Genomic DNA, 16,058 nt, shown 5'->3' on the forward strand with positions numbered 1-16,058 from the left:
GCTTGACCAAACCATTGATTTTTAACTCATCCCAAGCGCGCGCTTATAAACTTCCAGAATTTGTTCCTGTTCGCTGCGCTCATGGTCTTCGATTTTGCGCAGGCGGATGATCTGACGCAGGATTTTTACGTCATAGCCAAGTGCTTTGGCTTCACCGTAAACTTCTTTGATGTCAGCCATCAAGTTGGCTTTTTCTTCTTCAAGGCGTTCAATACGCTCAACATAACTCGCAAGCTGATCAGCTGCGATACCACCGACTTCGGTCATCAATTCTTCTCCGATGATGGGCTGCACAGCGGGTATCCGGTGCGCGAAATTTCTAATGCGGCGCGACGATACTCAATGCACCGCCCGCTGACAAGTACCGTTAAGGTGCCAAGCTTGTTCCCGGCAATGTTCGTTCGATCAATCGATCTGCAACCTCGCGCAGGGCATCATTAGGACTGGAACCCTGTTCAATTGCTGCAGTGAAAATCTCGCGTTGGCGACGCGCACTTGTGCCGCGGCGTACGATTTCGCGGGCATGTTCGACTTCCGCGATACAGCCAAAAAACTCTGCATCCGGCTGGATCAATTCAAGAATTTCTTCGACCAGATCGGCATAGGGCATGATCTCGCCGCGGCCAAAATCAATCAAACCGGCCTTATCGCCCGCATCACTGCCATATCGGCAAGCCCGCCAACGGTTTTCACGTACCAGCATGTTCGAATAAATTCGCCAGCGTTGATTATTGCGGCGCAGGCGATACAACATGCGCAACAGGCACCGGGTGATAGAGGCAACGCAAATCGCGTCTTCCAGATCGGTACACACATCGGCAATGCGCATTTCAAGGGTCGGCCACCGATCACTGGGCCGCAAATCCCACCAGAGTTTGGTGCCGTCTTCGATCACACCGGCATCAATCAACATATCGACATGCCGGCGATATTCCGCCCACGATCCGAAGACTTCCGGAAGCCCCGTCCTTGGCAGATTATCGAAAACCGACAACCGGAACGTCTGAAGCCCGGTATCACGCCCCCGCCAAAATGGCGAACTGGTGGTCAGCGCCAAAAGATGCGGCAGGAAATAGCTGGCCTGCGCCATTAATTCGATCCGGAGATCATCATCTTCGATCCCGATGTGGACATGCATGCCGCATATCAACAATCGGTCAACAACCGTGCGCAAATCACGCGCAATCGTGTTGTAGCGTTCGCCGTCTGTATGTTTCTGATTGTCCCATTGCGCAAATGGATGGGTCGATGCCGCCAAAAGCGCCATGTCATATTTCGCAGCAACCTCCGATAAGGTCGTGCGCATATGGGTCAGTTGTTCGCGGGCCTCGGCCGCACTGTGACAAACCTTTGTGCCGGTTTCGATCTGGCAGCGCATAAACTCGCTTGAGACCTGATCACCCAGCTTGGCCTTGGCATCTTTCAGGAAATCTGGCGGCGGGTCATTGGCAAGATCGCGGCTTTCCCGATCGACAAGCCAGAATTCTTCTTCAATGCCGATGGAAAAACCCGGTTCGTGCGCTTTGGACCCTGCCAAGTCAGTCTCTCCTGATCTTATAAAGGTTCGGGTCGGCAAGAATATCGACAAAGGCATCACCAAGGATCTTTGCCCATTTCTCGCAGCCCTGATCAGTATCAATCAGATCCTGACGGATTTCAATCGACACACAGGGCAACCCGCCGGCTTCACCATGATGATCAATAGTGTAGTCCGCCATATGTTGCCCGGAATAGGGTTCATTATCCCCGATCGTCAGATCAGGGTTCTGTTCGCGCAACTTCGCCAGTAGCGGAACCGGAATACGGTCGTCCTGATCCCACAAGATGCCGATTTCCCACGGGCGTTCAAATCCTTGGAAAACAGGGGTGAAGCTGTGGATCGCGATCAAGGCCGGAACAATTTTGTGCGCATGAAAATTGGCAATCCGTTCTTCAATCGCACCGTGATAGGGCAGGAAAATCTCGCGGATGCGGTTCATATGTTCGCTTGGCGTGATGTTTTTATTGCCCGGAACCACAGTTTGATCGGCAATTTCCGGCATCCCGGTCGGGTCCCAAAGTTGCCGGTTACAATCAATCACAAGCCGCGAATACCCGCCCAACACTGCCGGGCAATCAAACCGGTCAACCAGAATTTCGGTGACCTTGCGCGCCCCGATGTCCCAGCCGATATGGCGTTTTCGTTCTTCTTCAGGAAGCCCAAGTGTCCCGAGATTTTTGGGGATTTCACGCGATGCATGATCACAGACAAAAAGCGAATGGCCCTTGCCGGTTTCGTTCAACACTTCGAACGGGGCCGGATCATCTTGGCCCAAAAGAGGCCCTGCATGGTGACGCACGCGTATTCTCCTGAAAGTCGGTGGTGGCGGGTAACGATAGGTGACGGCCAAGTAATAAAGTTGGCTTCTGTTGGATTATCAATTTATCGCCGTACAGACAAGATTGCGCTGCATTAAGCGCACTCTTTGCGGATCGAGCTTTGCGTCCGCTTCAAACATCCCTTAAACTGGTATGACCATTAAATGCAACATGCTTTAAGATACAAATGTATCGGTGATAAAAACGCGATTGGAGACAACCCGGCATGCCATCTGGCAAATCATTCCTGGCAACCGATGTTCAGGACACTAAACGTCCCAAACGGATTGCCGATCAGGTCTCGGACCAGATTCTTGAAAAGATTTCAGATGGTATTTTCCTGCCAGGGGATCGCCTGCCCGGCGAACGCCAGCTTGCCGAAAGCATGAAAGTCAGCCGCGTTTCAGTCCGGGCTGCTTTGCAGAAGCTTAAAACCCGTGGGTATCTGCGCGCGGTTCAGGGCGGCGGTACCGAAATCCTGTCATCCACCGGGATCGATATGGATACGGCCATGACCGATCTGGTCCGCGATTCGATCACCAATCTGCGCGATCTTCAGGAAATCCGCTGCACGCTTGAAACATGGGCGGCACGCCGTGCTGCGATCAATGCCAGTGACGAAGACATCAAAGTTTTGCGCATGGCATTTCGTCAGGCCCATGACCCACGGCGTGCGGCAAAATACCGTGCGGATGATGACCATCGCCTGCATATGATGATTGGCCGGGCCACCGGATCGATCATTTATTATCACGTGATGAAAATGCTGCATGATGTGTTGCAGGCCGCTTTGATGGAAATCCGGTTTAATTCAATGACCGGCCCATCGTTTGATCGCATGGTGCAAGATCACCACCGCGATATCATCGAAGCCATCGCAGCCCGCGACCCGGATGCTGCGGAAAAGGCGATGTCCAATCACCTTCAGGCAGTCCTCGACTTTTTTAAAACGGCCTCCGACAAACAAGCGACCTGATCGCACGAAAAACATAACGGCCGAAAACAATATCACTCCATTCAGGGAAACCCGATATGACGACCTCGCGCGAAAAACTTATGGCCTTGATGAATGCGGCCCTTAAGGCCGCCGATCCGGGTGTGCAAATCCCCCGGAACCTGCCGACACCGCCAAAGGGCAAAACCATCGTCATCGGGGCGGGCAAGGCATCGGCAAATATGGCCCGCGCGTTTGAAGATGCATGGCAGGGTGAGATCGAAGGTCTGGTCGTCACGCGCTATGGTCACGCGGTTGCCTGCGATAAAATCGAAATTGTCGAAGCATCCCACCCGGTTCCCGATGAAGCCGGTGAACAGGCCGCCAAACGCATTCTTGAAATCGTTCAGACAGCAGGCCCCGATGACCTTGTTGTTTGCATGATTTCGGGGGGTGGATCGGCGCTTTTGGCCCTGCCCGGTCCGGGACTGACACTTGATGACAAACAATCGATCAACAAGGCATTACTGCGCAGTGGGGCAACCATTTCAGAAATGAATTGTGTGCGTAAACATCTGTCTGCCATCAAAGGCGGCCGTCTGGCCAAGGCCGCAGCACCGGCACGCATGGTGACCTATCTTGTTTCAGACGTTCCCGGCGATGATCCGGCCATTATCGCATCCGGCCCGACTGTTGCCGATCCGACAAGTGGTCAGGATGCCCTTGATATCATTCGTCACTATCAGATCGATATTCCCCAAGCAGCCGAAGACCTTTTGCGCAGTGCGGATGATGAAACTGTCAAACCAAATGATCCATGCTTTGACGGTCACGAAACCATCATGCTGGCCCGCCCGCAAGATAGCCTTGAAGCCGCAGCAACCGTTGCACGGGAACTCGGATTGAACCCCGTAATCCTTGGCGATGCGATTGAAGGCGAATCCCGCGAAGTTGCCATCATGCATGCCGGCATCGCCCATCAGGTTGCCAATCACGGGCAACCTGCGGCCAAGCCATGTGTGTTGCTTTCCGGTGGCGAAACCACCGTGACGGTGCGCGGTACAGGTGGCCGCGGCGGACGCAACAGCGAATTTTTGCTCTCACTTTTGATTCAATTGCGCGATCAGCCGGGCTTTAGCGCGCTTGCGGTTGATACCGATGGCATTGATGGCAGCGAAGATAATGCCGGTGCGATCATGGATGGATCAAGCTGGCAGAAGGCGCAAAAATCGGGCATCGATCTGCGGCAATATCTTGCCAATAACGATGCCTATAGCGCCTTTGCCAAGATTGAGGGTTTGCTGATCACGGGTCCGACATTGACCAATGTGAACGATTTCCGGGCCATCCTGATAGAATAAACCCCCGCAATCGGACATCACCGAACGAATAAACAGACGGGCTTAGGCATCAGATACAGGCATCCATGGCCTGATCCAGCCAAGCCCGTCTTCGGTTTTGCCATGTGGTTTATATTCGCACCCTATCCAGCCGTCATAGCCGATGCGGTCGAGCATATAAAACAGGAACGGATAGTTCAGTTCCCCGCTATCGGGTTCATGACGTCCGGGCGCACCGGCAACCTGCACATGGGCAATTGAATTGATATGTTTATCAAGCCTTGCAGCGATATTCCCGCCAACGATCTGGGCATGATAAATATCAAATTGCAGTTTTAAACGCGGGTGGGAAAGCTGATCCAAGATCACAGCCGCCTGTTCAACCGAATTAAGCAAATAACCCGGCATATCAATCGGGTTGATCGGTTCAAGCAGGATATCAATACCGGCCTGATCAGCAAGATCGGCGGCATACAGCAAGTTATCACAATAAAGCCGCGCCAGTTCGCTTGGATCTTCACCCTTGCCAATCACACCGGCCATGCAATGCAGCATTTTGCAATCCGTCGCGGCAGCATATTCAAGCCCCGTGGCAACTGAATCGCGAAATTCATTTTCACGTCCCGGTCGGCAAGCCAAACCACGGTCGCCTGCCTCCCAGTTTCCCAGCGGCAGGTTAAACAACACTTGTTCCAGCCCGTTATCGCGCACAAGCGATTTAACGGTGGCAAGCGGCATGTCATATGCGCCGATATATTCCACACCGACAAAGCCTGCTTCTGCCGCCGCAGCAAAACGCTTTTCGAACGGAAGATCGGCAAACAGAAATGAAAGGTTGGCGGAAAAACGGGGCATGGGTCACCTGAAAACTTTGCAATCAAGACCCCATGGTTTCCCAAGCACGGCCATGCGTCAATCATCATTCCGCATGGTGAAGATGCAAGTTCCTTTAAACAGGGAATAATTCACGAATTCAGGCTTTCGCGCCGGTATGCCTTCATGCCCGCTACCAGCGCATCAAAAACCACACGGCACCGCAAATGATCCCGCAGCCCTTCATGCATGGTAATCCATGTATCGAGTGCCAAGGAGAAATCAGGCAGCAACCGCACGCATCCGGGCGTACGTCGGGCCAACCCCAACTGACAAAGCGCAATGCCGTATCCGGCACGCATCAATGCAAGCTGGGCGATGTTATTATCAACGCGCAGGGAAAAATGGGCATTGGCAATTTCGGGCATGCGTTCGGCCATTGCACGCACATCGACACTACGGGTTTCAAACCCGATCAAATCCAGCTTGGATAGCTGTTCCCAACCGATTTCAGATGCGCGATCCCCCCACCCTGCAGCGTCGAGATATTCCGGCATTGCATGAAAACCAAGATCGATATTGCCGATATGCTTTGCAATCAGCGCTTCCTGATCCGGTGCAACCATCCGCACGGCAATATCGGCATCCCGCCGCAACAGGTTTTCCAACCGGTTCGAAAGAACCAGTTCAATTTCAAGATCGGGATGATCGCGGCGCAGTCTGGTCAGGATCGGTGGTAAAATCTCGACCCCGACGACTTCTGCTGCCGTTATGCGGACCGTTCCATTAACCCCCTTGCCATTCCCGCTTGCCGCCCGACGAAGGCCCTGTGCGGCGGACTGAATTGCCATCGCGTGCGGATGTAACGAGATCGCTGTATCGGTTGGCACCAGCCCCGTCTGAGACCGTGTAAACAACACAGCCCCCAGTTGATCCTGCAATTCGTCAATATGACGCCCGACCGTGGGCTGGGTTAATCCCAACGCACGCGCAGCCGCCGACAATGTGCCGTTTTCCATAACGGCAATGAAGGTGCGATACAGGTTCCAGTCCGGTTCATTCTTATCCATACATTTATGTATATCATAGAAACGGTTTTATAGAATGTTGTTTTACTCTATCGCTGCTTATCCTTCGCCTGTCATCACCACAGGAGAATTGACAAATGACCAGATCAGAAACCAGAACCGCATTGGTTATCGGCGCAAATGGCGGCATTGGCAGTGAAGTAACAAGCAGCCTGCTAAAACATGGCTGGAACGTGCGCGCACTGGTACGCAACATTTCGACCGACCATCCCCTTTACCCCGACAATCAGATTGACTGGCGTAAGGGCGATGCAATGTCATCGAATGATGTTTTGAACGCCAGTCGCGGGGTAAACGTCATTGTCCATGCGGTCAATCCGCCGGGCTATCGTAACTGGCAACAGCTTGCAATGCCGATGCTCGACAACACCATTCGCGCGGCCATCGTCAACAAGGCCCGAATTGTATTGCCCGGAACGATTTACAATTTCGGGCCGGATGTACTCGACACCCCGTCAGAAGACAGCCCGCAAAATCCCGAAACCCGCAAAGGTGCGATCCGCAAGGAAATGGAAAGCCGCATCGAAGAAGCAACACGATTGGGGGCAAAAGCATTGATTGTCCGTGCGGGTGACTATTTTGGTGCCAATGCCGGAAACAACTGGTTTTCGCAATGTCTGGTTAAACCCGGCAAACCGGTAAAAGCCATTACATATCCCGGCAAAAGAAAGACAGGTCACCAATGGGCCTATCTGCCCGATGTCGCTGAAACAATGGTGCGGCTTCTTGACCATGATGATGTCATGGAACCGTTTGCCCGCTTTCACATGGACGGGCATTGGGATCATGACGGGATGCAGATGATTGCGGCCATTCGCAAGGCGGTTGGAAACCCGAAAATTACAGCCCGACAACTCCCATGGGGCATCATTAACCTGCTGCGTCCTGTTTCGGTCTTTTGCCGCGAAGCATCGGAAGTCCGCTATCTTTGGCAGAAACCGGTCAGAATGGATAACGCGAAACTGACTGCGGTTCTTGGGGTCGAACCCAAAACCGATCTGGATCTTGCCGTAAAAACCACACTTGCCGGGCTTGGCTGTATTGATCCAATCATCAACGCTGTTTCAGGATCGGAATTTACGGTGCCGTCGCTGGCAGCTGTTCAATCTCTGCCCTGATCCAGTTGCCAAATGCCGCGACTTCAGCCCAATGGTTGCCCTGCGCGGCATGCAAAAGATGATACCCATGCCCTTTAAGTTCTGGTCCGAATGGCTGAACCAGAAGCCCGCTTTTGAGTTCAGCCACGACCATTTCACGGCTGGCCAGAACAATGCCCTGTCCGGCAATGGCGGCCTGAATGGCAAGTGTATCATCGGTAAAACTAATCCCGCCCGACAGGTTCAGGTTTTGCACCCCCGCAACCATTGCCCAACGTTCCCATGTCGGGGTCACCTCATCAACATTCAACCATTCAAGATGCAGCAATGTCGCATCCTGAAGGTCTTCAACCTCCACAATTCCAAGGGTCGGGCTGCATACCGGGATGTAATGTTCCCAAAACAGGGTTTGTGTTTCCAGTCCGGGATAATGCCCGCGTCCATAGCGTATGGCAGCATCCGCAACGCCGCTGGCAAGATCAACAATCTCGGTTGATGTGTGCAAACGCAGATGAATATCGGGATAGATCGCCTGAAACCCGGCAAGTCTGGGCAACAGCCATTTCCCCGCAAAGGACGGCAATACCGATACAGTCAGGCTTTTTCGAACCTTACGCTGCTGAACGCGATCAATTGCCGTGGCAAAGGATGCAAAACCGTCGCGTAATACCGGGTACAGTTCCTGTCCGGCCGGTGTGAGAATCACCTGTCTGGGTTTGCGATCAAACAGGCGTACGCCAAGTGTGTCTTCAAGCAACCGCATCTGATGACTGATCGCGGTCGGCGTCACACCGATTTCCGCTGCCGCCTTTTTAAAACTCTGATGACGTGCGGCGGCCTCAAAGGCGCGCAGTGTGGCAAGTGGCGGCAAAGACATGTAGATGATCCTGATTCATCTTGATGATGAGGAATTCGCGTTTGTCATGCAGCATATGATGCTTCAATTGTTGGGCATAGCACAAACACAAAGATGAACTGAATTCATCGATTGGAGCACATCATGACCAACATCCTTCATATCGACAGCAGCGCCAGAAGCGGGCAATCGGGCCAGCAAGCACATGGTTCCCACAGCCGGCGGCTCAGCGCAAAATTCATCGAACTCTGGCGGGCAAAACGCCCGAATGACGAGATCATTTACCGTGATGTCGGCTTGACACCACCTGCCCCTGTTACCGGGCAATGGGTGCATGCAGCCTTCACCAAACCCGAAGAGCGCGAAGACTGGATGCGAGACGCCCTTGCCGAAAGTGATGCGCTGGTCGATGAACTTTTGCGCGCAGATGTCATTGTTGCCGGTGTGCCGATGTATAATTTCGGAATGCCTGCACAGATGAAAGCTTGGATTGATAATATCGTCCGTGTCGGACGTACTTTTGGCTTTGACCGATCACTTGGCAACGTCCCGTACTGGCCGTTGGTAACAGGCAACAAATCGGTTGTCGTTCTTTCCGCACGCGGGGATTTTGGATATGACCCGAACGGCCGCGTTGCGCATTTGAACCATGTCGAAGGTGGCGTTTTAAGCCCGCTACACTATATCGGGATTACCGATCAATACACTGCCGCCATCGAATATGACGAGTTCGGCGATGATCGCCTGAACCAGTCAATCCGGGATGCCGAAGAAACGGTTTCCGAACTGGTCGACAAGATCATGGCAAAGCACAATGCCCTGATCCCGGCGTAAGCCAGATCCGCAGATTTTATCCGACATGCGGGTCGATCCGGCGGGAAGGCTCACGCCCTTTCCCGCCGAGTCCGAAATCTGGTGATATCTTTGCTGGCAAGGCAAGACATATGGAGGACGACAGGATATAACGTCCATCCCGATGCGATCACGAACGAGGATACAGATGAACCACGCCTTTACCCTTCATCCCCAGCTTGCAGCCGACACCACATTGGTCACTGATGGCCCGCTTTCGCATGTGTTGCTGATGAATGATGCGCGGTATCCTTGGTTGATCCTTGTGCCAAAACGGCCCGATCTTGTGGATTACGACGATCTCAGCACCGAGGATCGCGCAATCCTTGGCAATGAGACCGCCGCTGTTTCCAAGGTCATCAAACGCCGTTTTGATGCCCATAAAACCAATGTCGCGATGTTGGGCAATATGGTGCCGCAACTCCATTGCCATGTGGTTGGCCGGTTCAAAGATGACCCGGCATGGCCCGGCCCGGTTTGGGGTGTTGGCACGGCTGAGCCTTATGAAGAAGACGCCGGGCGTGATCGTCTTGCGACTTTACGCGCTGATCTCATTTCGGCCTTTAAGCATCTGTAGTTTTCAGATCCCGTCCCCAGAAAAAGGCACTGCCCCATGCCCGATTTCGAACGTGATACGATCTTTTTGCTTAAACCAGATTTCGAAGATCCCGCATGGCCCGGTCAGCGGTTTTATTGCTGGCACTGTGCTTTGATTGACGGGGTTCTTGCGTCCTTCCCGGATCTTAAGAGCGCACTGGATATTCGCCATATCACTTGGCCACGCCCCCGCACAGAAATCATCGAATTACTTGGCGAAGATCATCAATCGCTTCCGGTCATGATCCTGAAATCGGGTGAAACATCCCCGCTTCAGACCGGCATCGTAAACGGTCATGCCTTTGTCGATGACAAGGACGCAATCTTACAGGCGCTGAGTGACCGTCACGGATTTCCCGTTCCGCATCCTTGACGCACATCAAGGAGATCCGAACTGGAATAATGCAAAAGACGGATAGAACGAATCATTCGGGATATCCGTCATGCAGCTTGCGCTTTACGAAAAATACGATCTTCGACTTCCGCGTTACACAAGCTACCCCACTGCCCCGCATTTTCACGCCGGGGTCGATGGCAAGGTGTTCGAAGGATGGCTGGGCGAACTCGATCCAAAGCAGCCACTTTCGCTATATCTGCATGTCCCATATTGCGAAGAAATGTGCTGGTTCTGCGGATGCAACACCAAAATCACCAAGCATTACAAACCAATCAGCACCTATGTCGCAGCCCTGCTGGACGAGATTGAAAATACGCTTGGCAAATTACCGGGCGATAAGCGATTTAGCGTTTCCCATATTCATTTTGGCGGCGGCAGCCCGACCATTCTCAAACCTGATGATCTGCGCGCAATCATGGCCGCCATTCGCACGCGTCTGGACATTCTTGACGATGCTGAACTTGCCATTGAAATGGACCCGCGCACGACAACGGATGACTTGATCGATGCCATGATCGAATGCGGTTTTACCCGTGCGAGCATCGGCATTCAGGACTTCAATGAAAACGTCCAGACGGCGGTTAATCGCATTCAAAGCTTTGATCTGGTCCGCGATGTTATTGCCAAGCTGCGTGATCGCGGTATTCGTGGCATCAATGTTGATCTGATATATGGTCTGCCGTTTCAAACTGTCGAAACCCTGCAGAAAACCGTCGACCAAACAGTCGCCCTGTGTCCTGACCGCTTGTCGGTATTTGGCTATGCCCATGTGCCATGGATGAAAAAGCATCAGCAGCTGATCCCGACCGAAGCCCTGCCCGACACGCAAGAACGCTGGGCACAATATGAGGAAATCCAGAACCGCCTTGCCAAACTGGGATATGTCGCCGTCGGGCTCGATCATTTTGCCCATCGCGATGACAGCATGGCACTCGCCCTTAAAAACGGGCTGCTGCATCGGAATTTTCAAGGATACACCACCGACCGTGCCGAAGCCCTGATCGGTTTCGGCCCATCGGCCATCTCATCCCTGCCGCAGGGCTATGCCCAGAATGATCCGGCGTTGGCCCGCTGGCAGCGCAGCGTTGAAACCGGCACGTGCGCGATTGAAAAAGGCGTTGCAGTTTCATCCGATGACATTCTGCGCCGTTCCATTATCAATGAACTGATGTGCAATCTTGCGGTTGATCTTGGTAAAATCTGTGCGGAGCACGGAACATCTGCCGATCGCTTTGCCCCCGAAATTGATCGCATCCGGGCAATGCATGTTGATGACATCGCCAAAGTTAACGGCGACAACATTATCCTGACCGAATTGGGCCGACCTTTGGTCCGGGCTGTTTGTGCGGCCTTTGACACCTATCTTGACCCGGAACACGGGCGTCATTCGCAGGCAGTTTAGGCCGACTTGCGCAAGGTCAGAATGACAATCCCGCTGATGACAACCAACCCACCGACCATCTGGATCGGGCTGATCATTTGACCCAGAATGACCCAGCCAAACAGCAAGGTCGCAATCGGTTCCATGTTCATCACCGACGCATTCCGCGCCATATCAAGTCGCGGTACGGTGATGAACAAAACCGAAAACGCACCGCCATAGAGCACCACCAGCACCCCAAGGCCGATCCAGCCTTGCGTGGCCTGCGGAAATGCCATCCCGCCGGGCAGAACATCACCAAAACCCGCAATGACCATGGCAATGAAGACAACGACCATGGTGAACATGGATCGCACCGATCCGTTCAATGCCGCCAGTTTGTGATCCGTCACCCAGAACGCAACCGAAAGTGCCAGTGCAGCAGTCAGGGCAAAGGCAATGCCAAGCCACCATGTCGCAGTTACCGCAACCTCGCCGCCAAGAATGCCCGGCAAATCAAGCGCCAGAACAAGGCCAAACAGGATGAACAACATCAAGGCCGACGATTTCAATGTCGGCCGCCGACCACCCAGCGCCCATGTCAAAAGGGCCAGCATGATTGGAAATGTGTTGGCCGTTAGCAATGCCAATGCCACGGGAACGCGCGCAACAGCGGAATAAAGACACAGACTTTGGATCGTGATCATTAAACCAAGCAGCAATTGCCACCGCCCTATGCGTTTGGGCAAACGTATGGAATGACGCTGTAACGTGACAATCGAGATCAGAATCAACAAAGCCACCCCAGATCGACACAAAACGGCCAACAACAAGCCCGTCCCGTTTTCAAAGGCAAGCCGGGCCGCAACGTGGTTTCCCGCAAAACAGCAGGCAACAAGGGCCAGGATCATTACCGCAATCTGGCGTGGAAACAGGGGTGGTGCTGTTGGGGACAGAACCTGGCTATGAAGTGATTTGGTGGCGGACACAGAAGTTCATCCTGATTAGTTGGGGCAGGCCCAATAGACTTCAACAGCCAATATAAAACAAGAAGTTAAGCATCGTCGCTGTGGACCGGGGCGCTTAGCAATTCAAGACACCGCTGCGCAACAAGGCGCGCAGGTTGCAAAGATGGATGCTTGAATGGGACAAGTTCGCTATCGACCTGCATCGGGCGGGCATATCCGCCTTCATAAAGCGACTGATGAAGCTTTTTATGGCGATCATTTGCCAGACCATCTGGCGCATAGATATAGACACCCCCCGGTGCGGCTGCGGCCTCGCAACACATCGAAACGGAATCCCCGGTCACAACCAAAATATCGGCCAATGCAAGATAGCCAAAATAAGGGTTCTCGTCCGTCGACATCCAGTCATGCAAATGATAGGGCACGCCAGATGCGCCCAATTGTTCGGCGATCAGTTCTTCGTTTTCGGCACCTGTCCGGCGGCTGGTGGTGACAAGAAGACTTCCGTCAACCGCACGCGCAGCGTCAATCACCTTGGCAATCAGTTCTTTGGCCATGTCCTTTGTGAAGGTCGTTTTTTTGGTACTTCCGCCAATGATCACGGAAAATCTTGGCCCCGGAAGACCTTTAAAATGCGGACGCCATTTATCGGCCTCAACCAACAAACGGGTTTCGGTCACCCGATGCGGTGCGCCGGGGATTTCAACGATGTTTTCACGAAGCGTCATACCATCATGAGCGGGAACCGCGATCAGATCAAACATGCGCTCACCACTGTCAGGGCGCATGATTTGACAAATCCGGGTGTGACCGCGGCTTTGCGTTTTGATCCATCGGGCAATGGGTGCCGTTCGGCGGCCTGCAGCAATCACAAGGTCAGGCCAAGGTGCGGCCAAGCGTGCACGCGACGCCATATCAACGCCAATCAAGGTTGCTCTGCGGATGATGTTGGGAAGACGCGCAAATTTTGTATAGCCGATATCAACCCGTTTGAAGGGTTGTGCCAATGCTTCGGCGACACCGATTGCCTGATTGATATTCCCGGCGCGGTCGTCTGCCAGAACCCAGATCAGATGCGTGTCTTGCTCGCTCATTCAAGGCAACTTTCTTGATTTGATTATTGTTTCCGGGCGGTGATCCCATCTGATCACGACCGGAATTCACGCCAACAGCAATCGTCTTTATCCTTGATAGGTACAGCTTGAATAAGGGTTTATCAAGCATCAGACCTTAGTTGTGAAATTGGGGCTGGGCAATGAAACCAATTTGTAATTTAATCGCGCCGCATTACCTATTCTTTAGGGTGGGTATGAATGGGTTTTCAAGCGTGGATAAAAATGCTCGGCACATCGGTTTCGGTTAAAAGAACATCTCGGATTGTCCTTTGTGCATTACTGGCACTTTTGCCGGTTACGGTCTGGCTGGTGACAGAATTCTGGCGCGACGCCAAACTGGTCGAGATCACCGATGACGGGCGCAACAAGCTCGAACTGTATCGTTCAAACCTCCAAGGTGCGATCAAGGAACACGAATATCTGCCAATCACGCTCGCATCTGACAAACGCATCCTTGATCTGGCGCTTTATGCCAACCCGGCCAATGCGGCGGCGGTAAACATCTATCTGGAAAAACTTGCTGCCGATAGCGGCGCATCCGACATCTATTTCATGGATAAAAGCGGTACCACCATCGCGGCAAGCAACTGGAACAGTCAGGCATCCTTTATCGGGCGTAATTTTTCCTTCCGCCCCTATTTCGAACAGGCCCGCGCCGGCCAGACCGGCCATTATTTTGCCTTCGGGATCACATCGAACGTTCCGGGATATTACATCTCCCACCCTGTGCGGCCCGATGGCAGCGAATTTCAAGGTGCCGTGGTTGTGAAAACCCATCTTGAAACACTGGTACAACGATGGGCGCGTGGCAGCGAAAGCATTCTGGTCACCGATCAAAATGGCATCGTTATCATTGCATCCCACTCGGACTGGCGTTTCCGCGATCTGGGCGGCCTGCCCGCCAAAGACCGCCCGCGCCTGATCGCATCGCGCAAATACGGCGATTATCCTCTTGATCCCATGCCGCTGCTGGCAGGCAATTGGCCCGAAGACGGCGATCTTGGCACCCTGACCCTTGGCGTTCCGTCCCGGAACCTCAGCGAACGGGCCGATGACGGAAATGTCACGCCTTTAAACGCCCGACCGCAGACATCCAATGGCACAGAACGGGCCAAGGCAGAAGCCAACAAGTCGACCTATCTGGTCACCAGCAGCGCCCTTCCCGCCCAAGGATGGCGGATGTTTTTGCTGACCGACAAGTCGACACTGGATCAATCGGTGTTAAGTGCCGGTCTGATGGGCGGTGCGGCGCATATCATTTTCACCGGACTGGTCTTTATCATTTTGCAGCGTCGGCGCGCGATGCTTGAACAACTTGAAATCCGCGACTGGTCACAGCGCGAACTTGAACGTCAGGTCCGCTTGCGCACGGCTGATCTCATGAGCACGAACTTACGCCTTGCCCAGGAAATCAATGAACGGTCACGTACCGAAAATGCCTTGCGAACCGCACAATCGGAATTGATCCAGACCAGTAAACTTGCAGCCCTTGGCCAAATGTCGGCGGGCATCGCCCATGAGATCAACCAACCCCTAACCGCCATTCGAAGCTATGCTGAAAATGCCCTGAAATTCATTGCACGTGGCAACAGCGATACGGCCAACCGCAATTTACAGCGCATTTCCGAACTGACCGATCGCATGGGGCGGATCACCAATAATCTGAAAACATTTTCCCGCCGTCCTGAACAGGATAACCAACCGGTCGATGTGCCCAAGCAAATGCAAACGGCAATTGATCTGGTGCTTGAAACCGGCCGGGCCGGTGTCACCAATATCGTCATGAACCATGATGACAATATCAAACCCGTCATTGCCGAAGCCAACCAACTGATACAGGTCTTTACCAACCTGATCAGCAATGCCGTAGATGCCTGTCAGAACATTGACGATGCGAAAATCGAAATCACGATCAGCGAACGCGAAGACAGGTTGCTTGTGAAGGTCAAGGATAACGGGCATGGCATCCTGCCGGAAAACCTGCCCAAGCTGTTTGATCCGTTCTTCACCACCAAACCGTTTGGCGATGGGCTGGGTTTGGGTCTGTCGATCTGTTACGGCATTATCCGAAGCTTCGGCGGCACCATTCGTGCGGAAAACCGCCCAAATCGCGGATCATCTTTTATCGTTGAACTTCGCCATGATGGCATGGATGAACCGGCTGCGGAAAACAGCATCTCGACGGCAACGGTTGAGGCTGCTAAAACCGGGAACAAATATCCTGCCAAGGCAGAAGAAATAACGGATCGGACCGGGCACGAAATTCCCCATACCTGATCCGTC

16 protein-coding genes are annotated in these 16,058 nt (G+C 53.2%); 8 read left to right on the forward strand and 8 right to left on the reverse strand.

The window, feature by feature from the left end:
- Nucleotides 1-21: 21 nt before the first annotated feature.
- From RIC05_RS19480 to RIC05_RS19490, 3 genes are all read right to left on the reverse strand, one after another.
- Nucleotides 22-267: a DUF2312 domain-containing protein gene (locus RIC05_RS19480; protein WP_022733469.1), complete on the reverse strand. Its 246-nt coding sequence runs from the start codon at nt 265-267 to the stop codon at nt 22-24.
- Between the two features lie 100 nt (nt 268-367).
- Entirely contained in the window at nt 368-1,537 is a 1,170-nt protein-coding gene (locus RIC05_RS19485; protein ID WP_350047077.1) for a carboxylate-amine ligase, read from the reverse strand.
- A 1-nt stretch (nt 1,538) separates the two neighbouring features.
- Nucleotides 1,539-2,339 carry an N-formylglutamate amidohydrolase gene (locus RIC05_RS19490; protein ID WP_350047078.1) on the reverse strand — a complete coding sequence of 267 codons (801 nt, stop codon included), beginning with the start codon at nt 2,337-2,339 and terminating at the stop codon, nt 1,539-1,541.
- Between the two features lie 245 nt (nt 2,340-2,584).
- On the opposite strand from RIC05_RS19490, the gene RIC05_RS19495 reads away from it, so the two are divergent.
- Together RIC05_RS19495 and RIC05_RS19500 are read left to right on the forward strand one after the other, a co-directional pair.
- Nucleotides 2,585-3,334 (forward strand): FadR/GntR family transcriptional regulator, encoded by a 750-nt coding sequence (locus tag RIC05_RS19495; protein ID WP_350043851.1) that lies wholly within the window; start codon nt 2,585-2,587, stop codon nt 3,332-3,334.
- Between the two features lie 56 nt (nt 3,335-3,390).
- The gene (locus tag RIC05_RS19500) at nt 3,391-4,653 is read left to right on the forward strand and encodes a glycerate kinase type-2 family protein (protein ID WP_350047079.1); all 1,263 of its coding nucleotides are present in this window, start codon (nt 3,391-3,393) and stop codon (nt 4,651-4,653) included.
- 42 nt (nt 4,654-4,695) lie between these two features.
- On the opposite strand, the gene otnI is transcribed toward RIC05_RS19500, so the two are convergent.
- Nucleotides 4,696-5,487, reverse strand: a complete 792-nt coding sequence (gene otnI, locus RIC05_RS19505; RefSeq protein WP_350043853.1) for a 2-oxo-tetronate isomerase — start codon at nt 5,485-5,487, stop codon at nt 4,696-4,698.
- Nucleotides 5,488-5,597: 110 nt separating this feature from the next.
- Nucleotides 5,598-6,515, reverse strand: coding sequence for a LysR family transcriptional regulator (locus tag RIC05_RS19510; RefSeq protein ID WP_350047080.1), 918 nt, complete (start codon nt 6,513-6,515; stop codon nt 5,598-5,600).
- A 95-nt stretch (nt 6,516-6,610) separates the two neighbouring features.
- On the opposite strand from RIC05_RS19510, the gene RIC05_RS19515 reads away from it, so the two are divergent.
- Nucleotides 6,611-7,651 (forward strand): NAD-dependent epimerase/dehydratase family protein, encoded by a 1,041-nt coding sequence (locus tag RIC05_RS19515; RefSeq protein WP_350047081.1) that lies wholly within the window; start codon nt 6,611-6,613, stop codon nt 7,649-7,651.
- Here the strand turns inward: RIC05_RS19515 and gcvA are convergent.
- Nucleotides 7,611-8,507: a transcriptional regulator GcvA gene (gene gcvA / locus RIC05_RS19520; RefSeq protein ID WP_350047082.1), complete on the reverse strand. Its 897-nt coding sequence runs from the start codon at nt 8,505-8,507 to the stop codon at nt 7,611-7,613. The two genes, RIC05_RS19515 and gcvA, sit on opposite strands and share 41 nt — an antisense overlap.
- 123 nt (nt 8,508-8,630) lie before the next feature.
- On the opposite strand from gcvA, the gene RIC05_RS19525 reads away from it, so the two are divergent.
- From RIC05_RS19525 to hemN, 4 genes are all read left to right on the forward strand, one after another.
- Nucleotides 8,631-9,320, forward strand: coding sequence for an FMN-dependent NADH-azoreductase (locus tag RIC05_RS19525; RefSeq protein ID WP_350047083.1), 690 nt, complete (start codon nt 8,631-8,633; stop codon nt 9,318-9,320).
- Nucleotides 9,321-9,486: 166 nt separating this feature from the next.
- Complete coding sequence (locus RIC05_RS19530; RefSeq protein WP_350047084.1) at nt 9,487-9,915, forward strand: HIT domain-containing protein; 429 nt, start codon at nt 9,487-9,489, stop codon at nt 9,913-9,915.
- Between the two features lie 36 nt (nt 9,916-9,951).
- Nucleotides 9,952-10,308 carry a DUF3088 domain-containing protein gene (locus RIC05_RS19535; RefSeq protein ID WP_350047085.1) on the forward strand — a complete coding sequence of 119 codons (357 nt, stop codon included), beginning with the start codon at nt 9,952-9,954 and terminating at the stop codon, nt 10,306-10,308.
- 70 nt (nt 10,309-10,378) lie between these two features.
- The gene (gene hemN, locus RIC05_RS19540) at nt 10,379-11,734 is read left to right on the forward strand and encodes an oxygen-independent coproporphyrinogen III oxidase (RefSeq protein WP_350047086.1); all 1,356 of its coding nucleotides are present in this window, start codon (nt 10,379-10,381) and stop codon (nt 11,732-11,734) included.
- Here hemN and RIC05_RS19545 read toward each other — a convergent pair.
- Both RIC05_RS19545 and RIC05_RS19550 read right to left on the reverse strand, forming a co-directional pair.
- Nucleotides 11,731-12,681, reverse strand: a complete 951-nt coding sequence (locus RIC05_RS19545) for an EamA family transporter (protein ID WP_350047087.1) — start codon at nt 12,679-12,681, stop codon at nt 11,731-11,733. The two genes, hemN and RIC05_RS19545, sit on opposite strands and share 4 nt — an antisense overlap.
- Before the next feature lie 65 nt (nt 12,682-12,746).
- On the reverse strand, nt 12,747-13,754 hold the full coding sequence (locus RIC05_RS19550; protein ID WP_350047088.1) for a mitochondrial fission ELM1 family protein: 1,008 nt from the start codon (nt 13,752-13,754) through the stop codon (nt 12,747-12,749).
- A 219-nt stretch (nt 13,755-13,973) separates the two neighbouring features.
- Between RIC05_RS19550 and RIC05_RS19555 the strand changes: the two genes are divergently transcribed.
- Complete coding sequence (locus RIC05_RS19555; RefSeq protein ID WP_350047089.1) at nt 13,974-16,052, forward strand: sensor histidine kinase; 2,079 nt, start codon at nt 13,974-13,976, stop codon at nt 16,050-16,052.
- Nucleotides 16,053-16,058: the final 6 nt, after the last annotated feature.

Source organism: Thalassospira sp., from assembly GCF_040218635.1.
Classification (GTDB): Bacteria; Pseudomonadota; Alphaproteobacteria; order Rhodospirillales; family Thalassospiraceae; genus Thalassospira.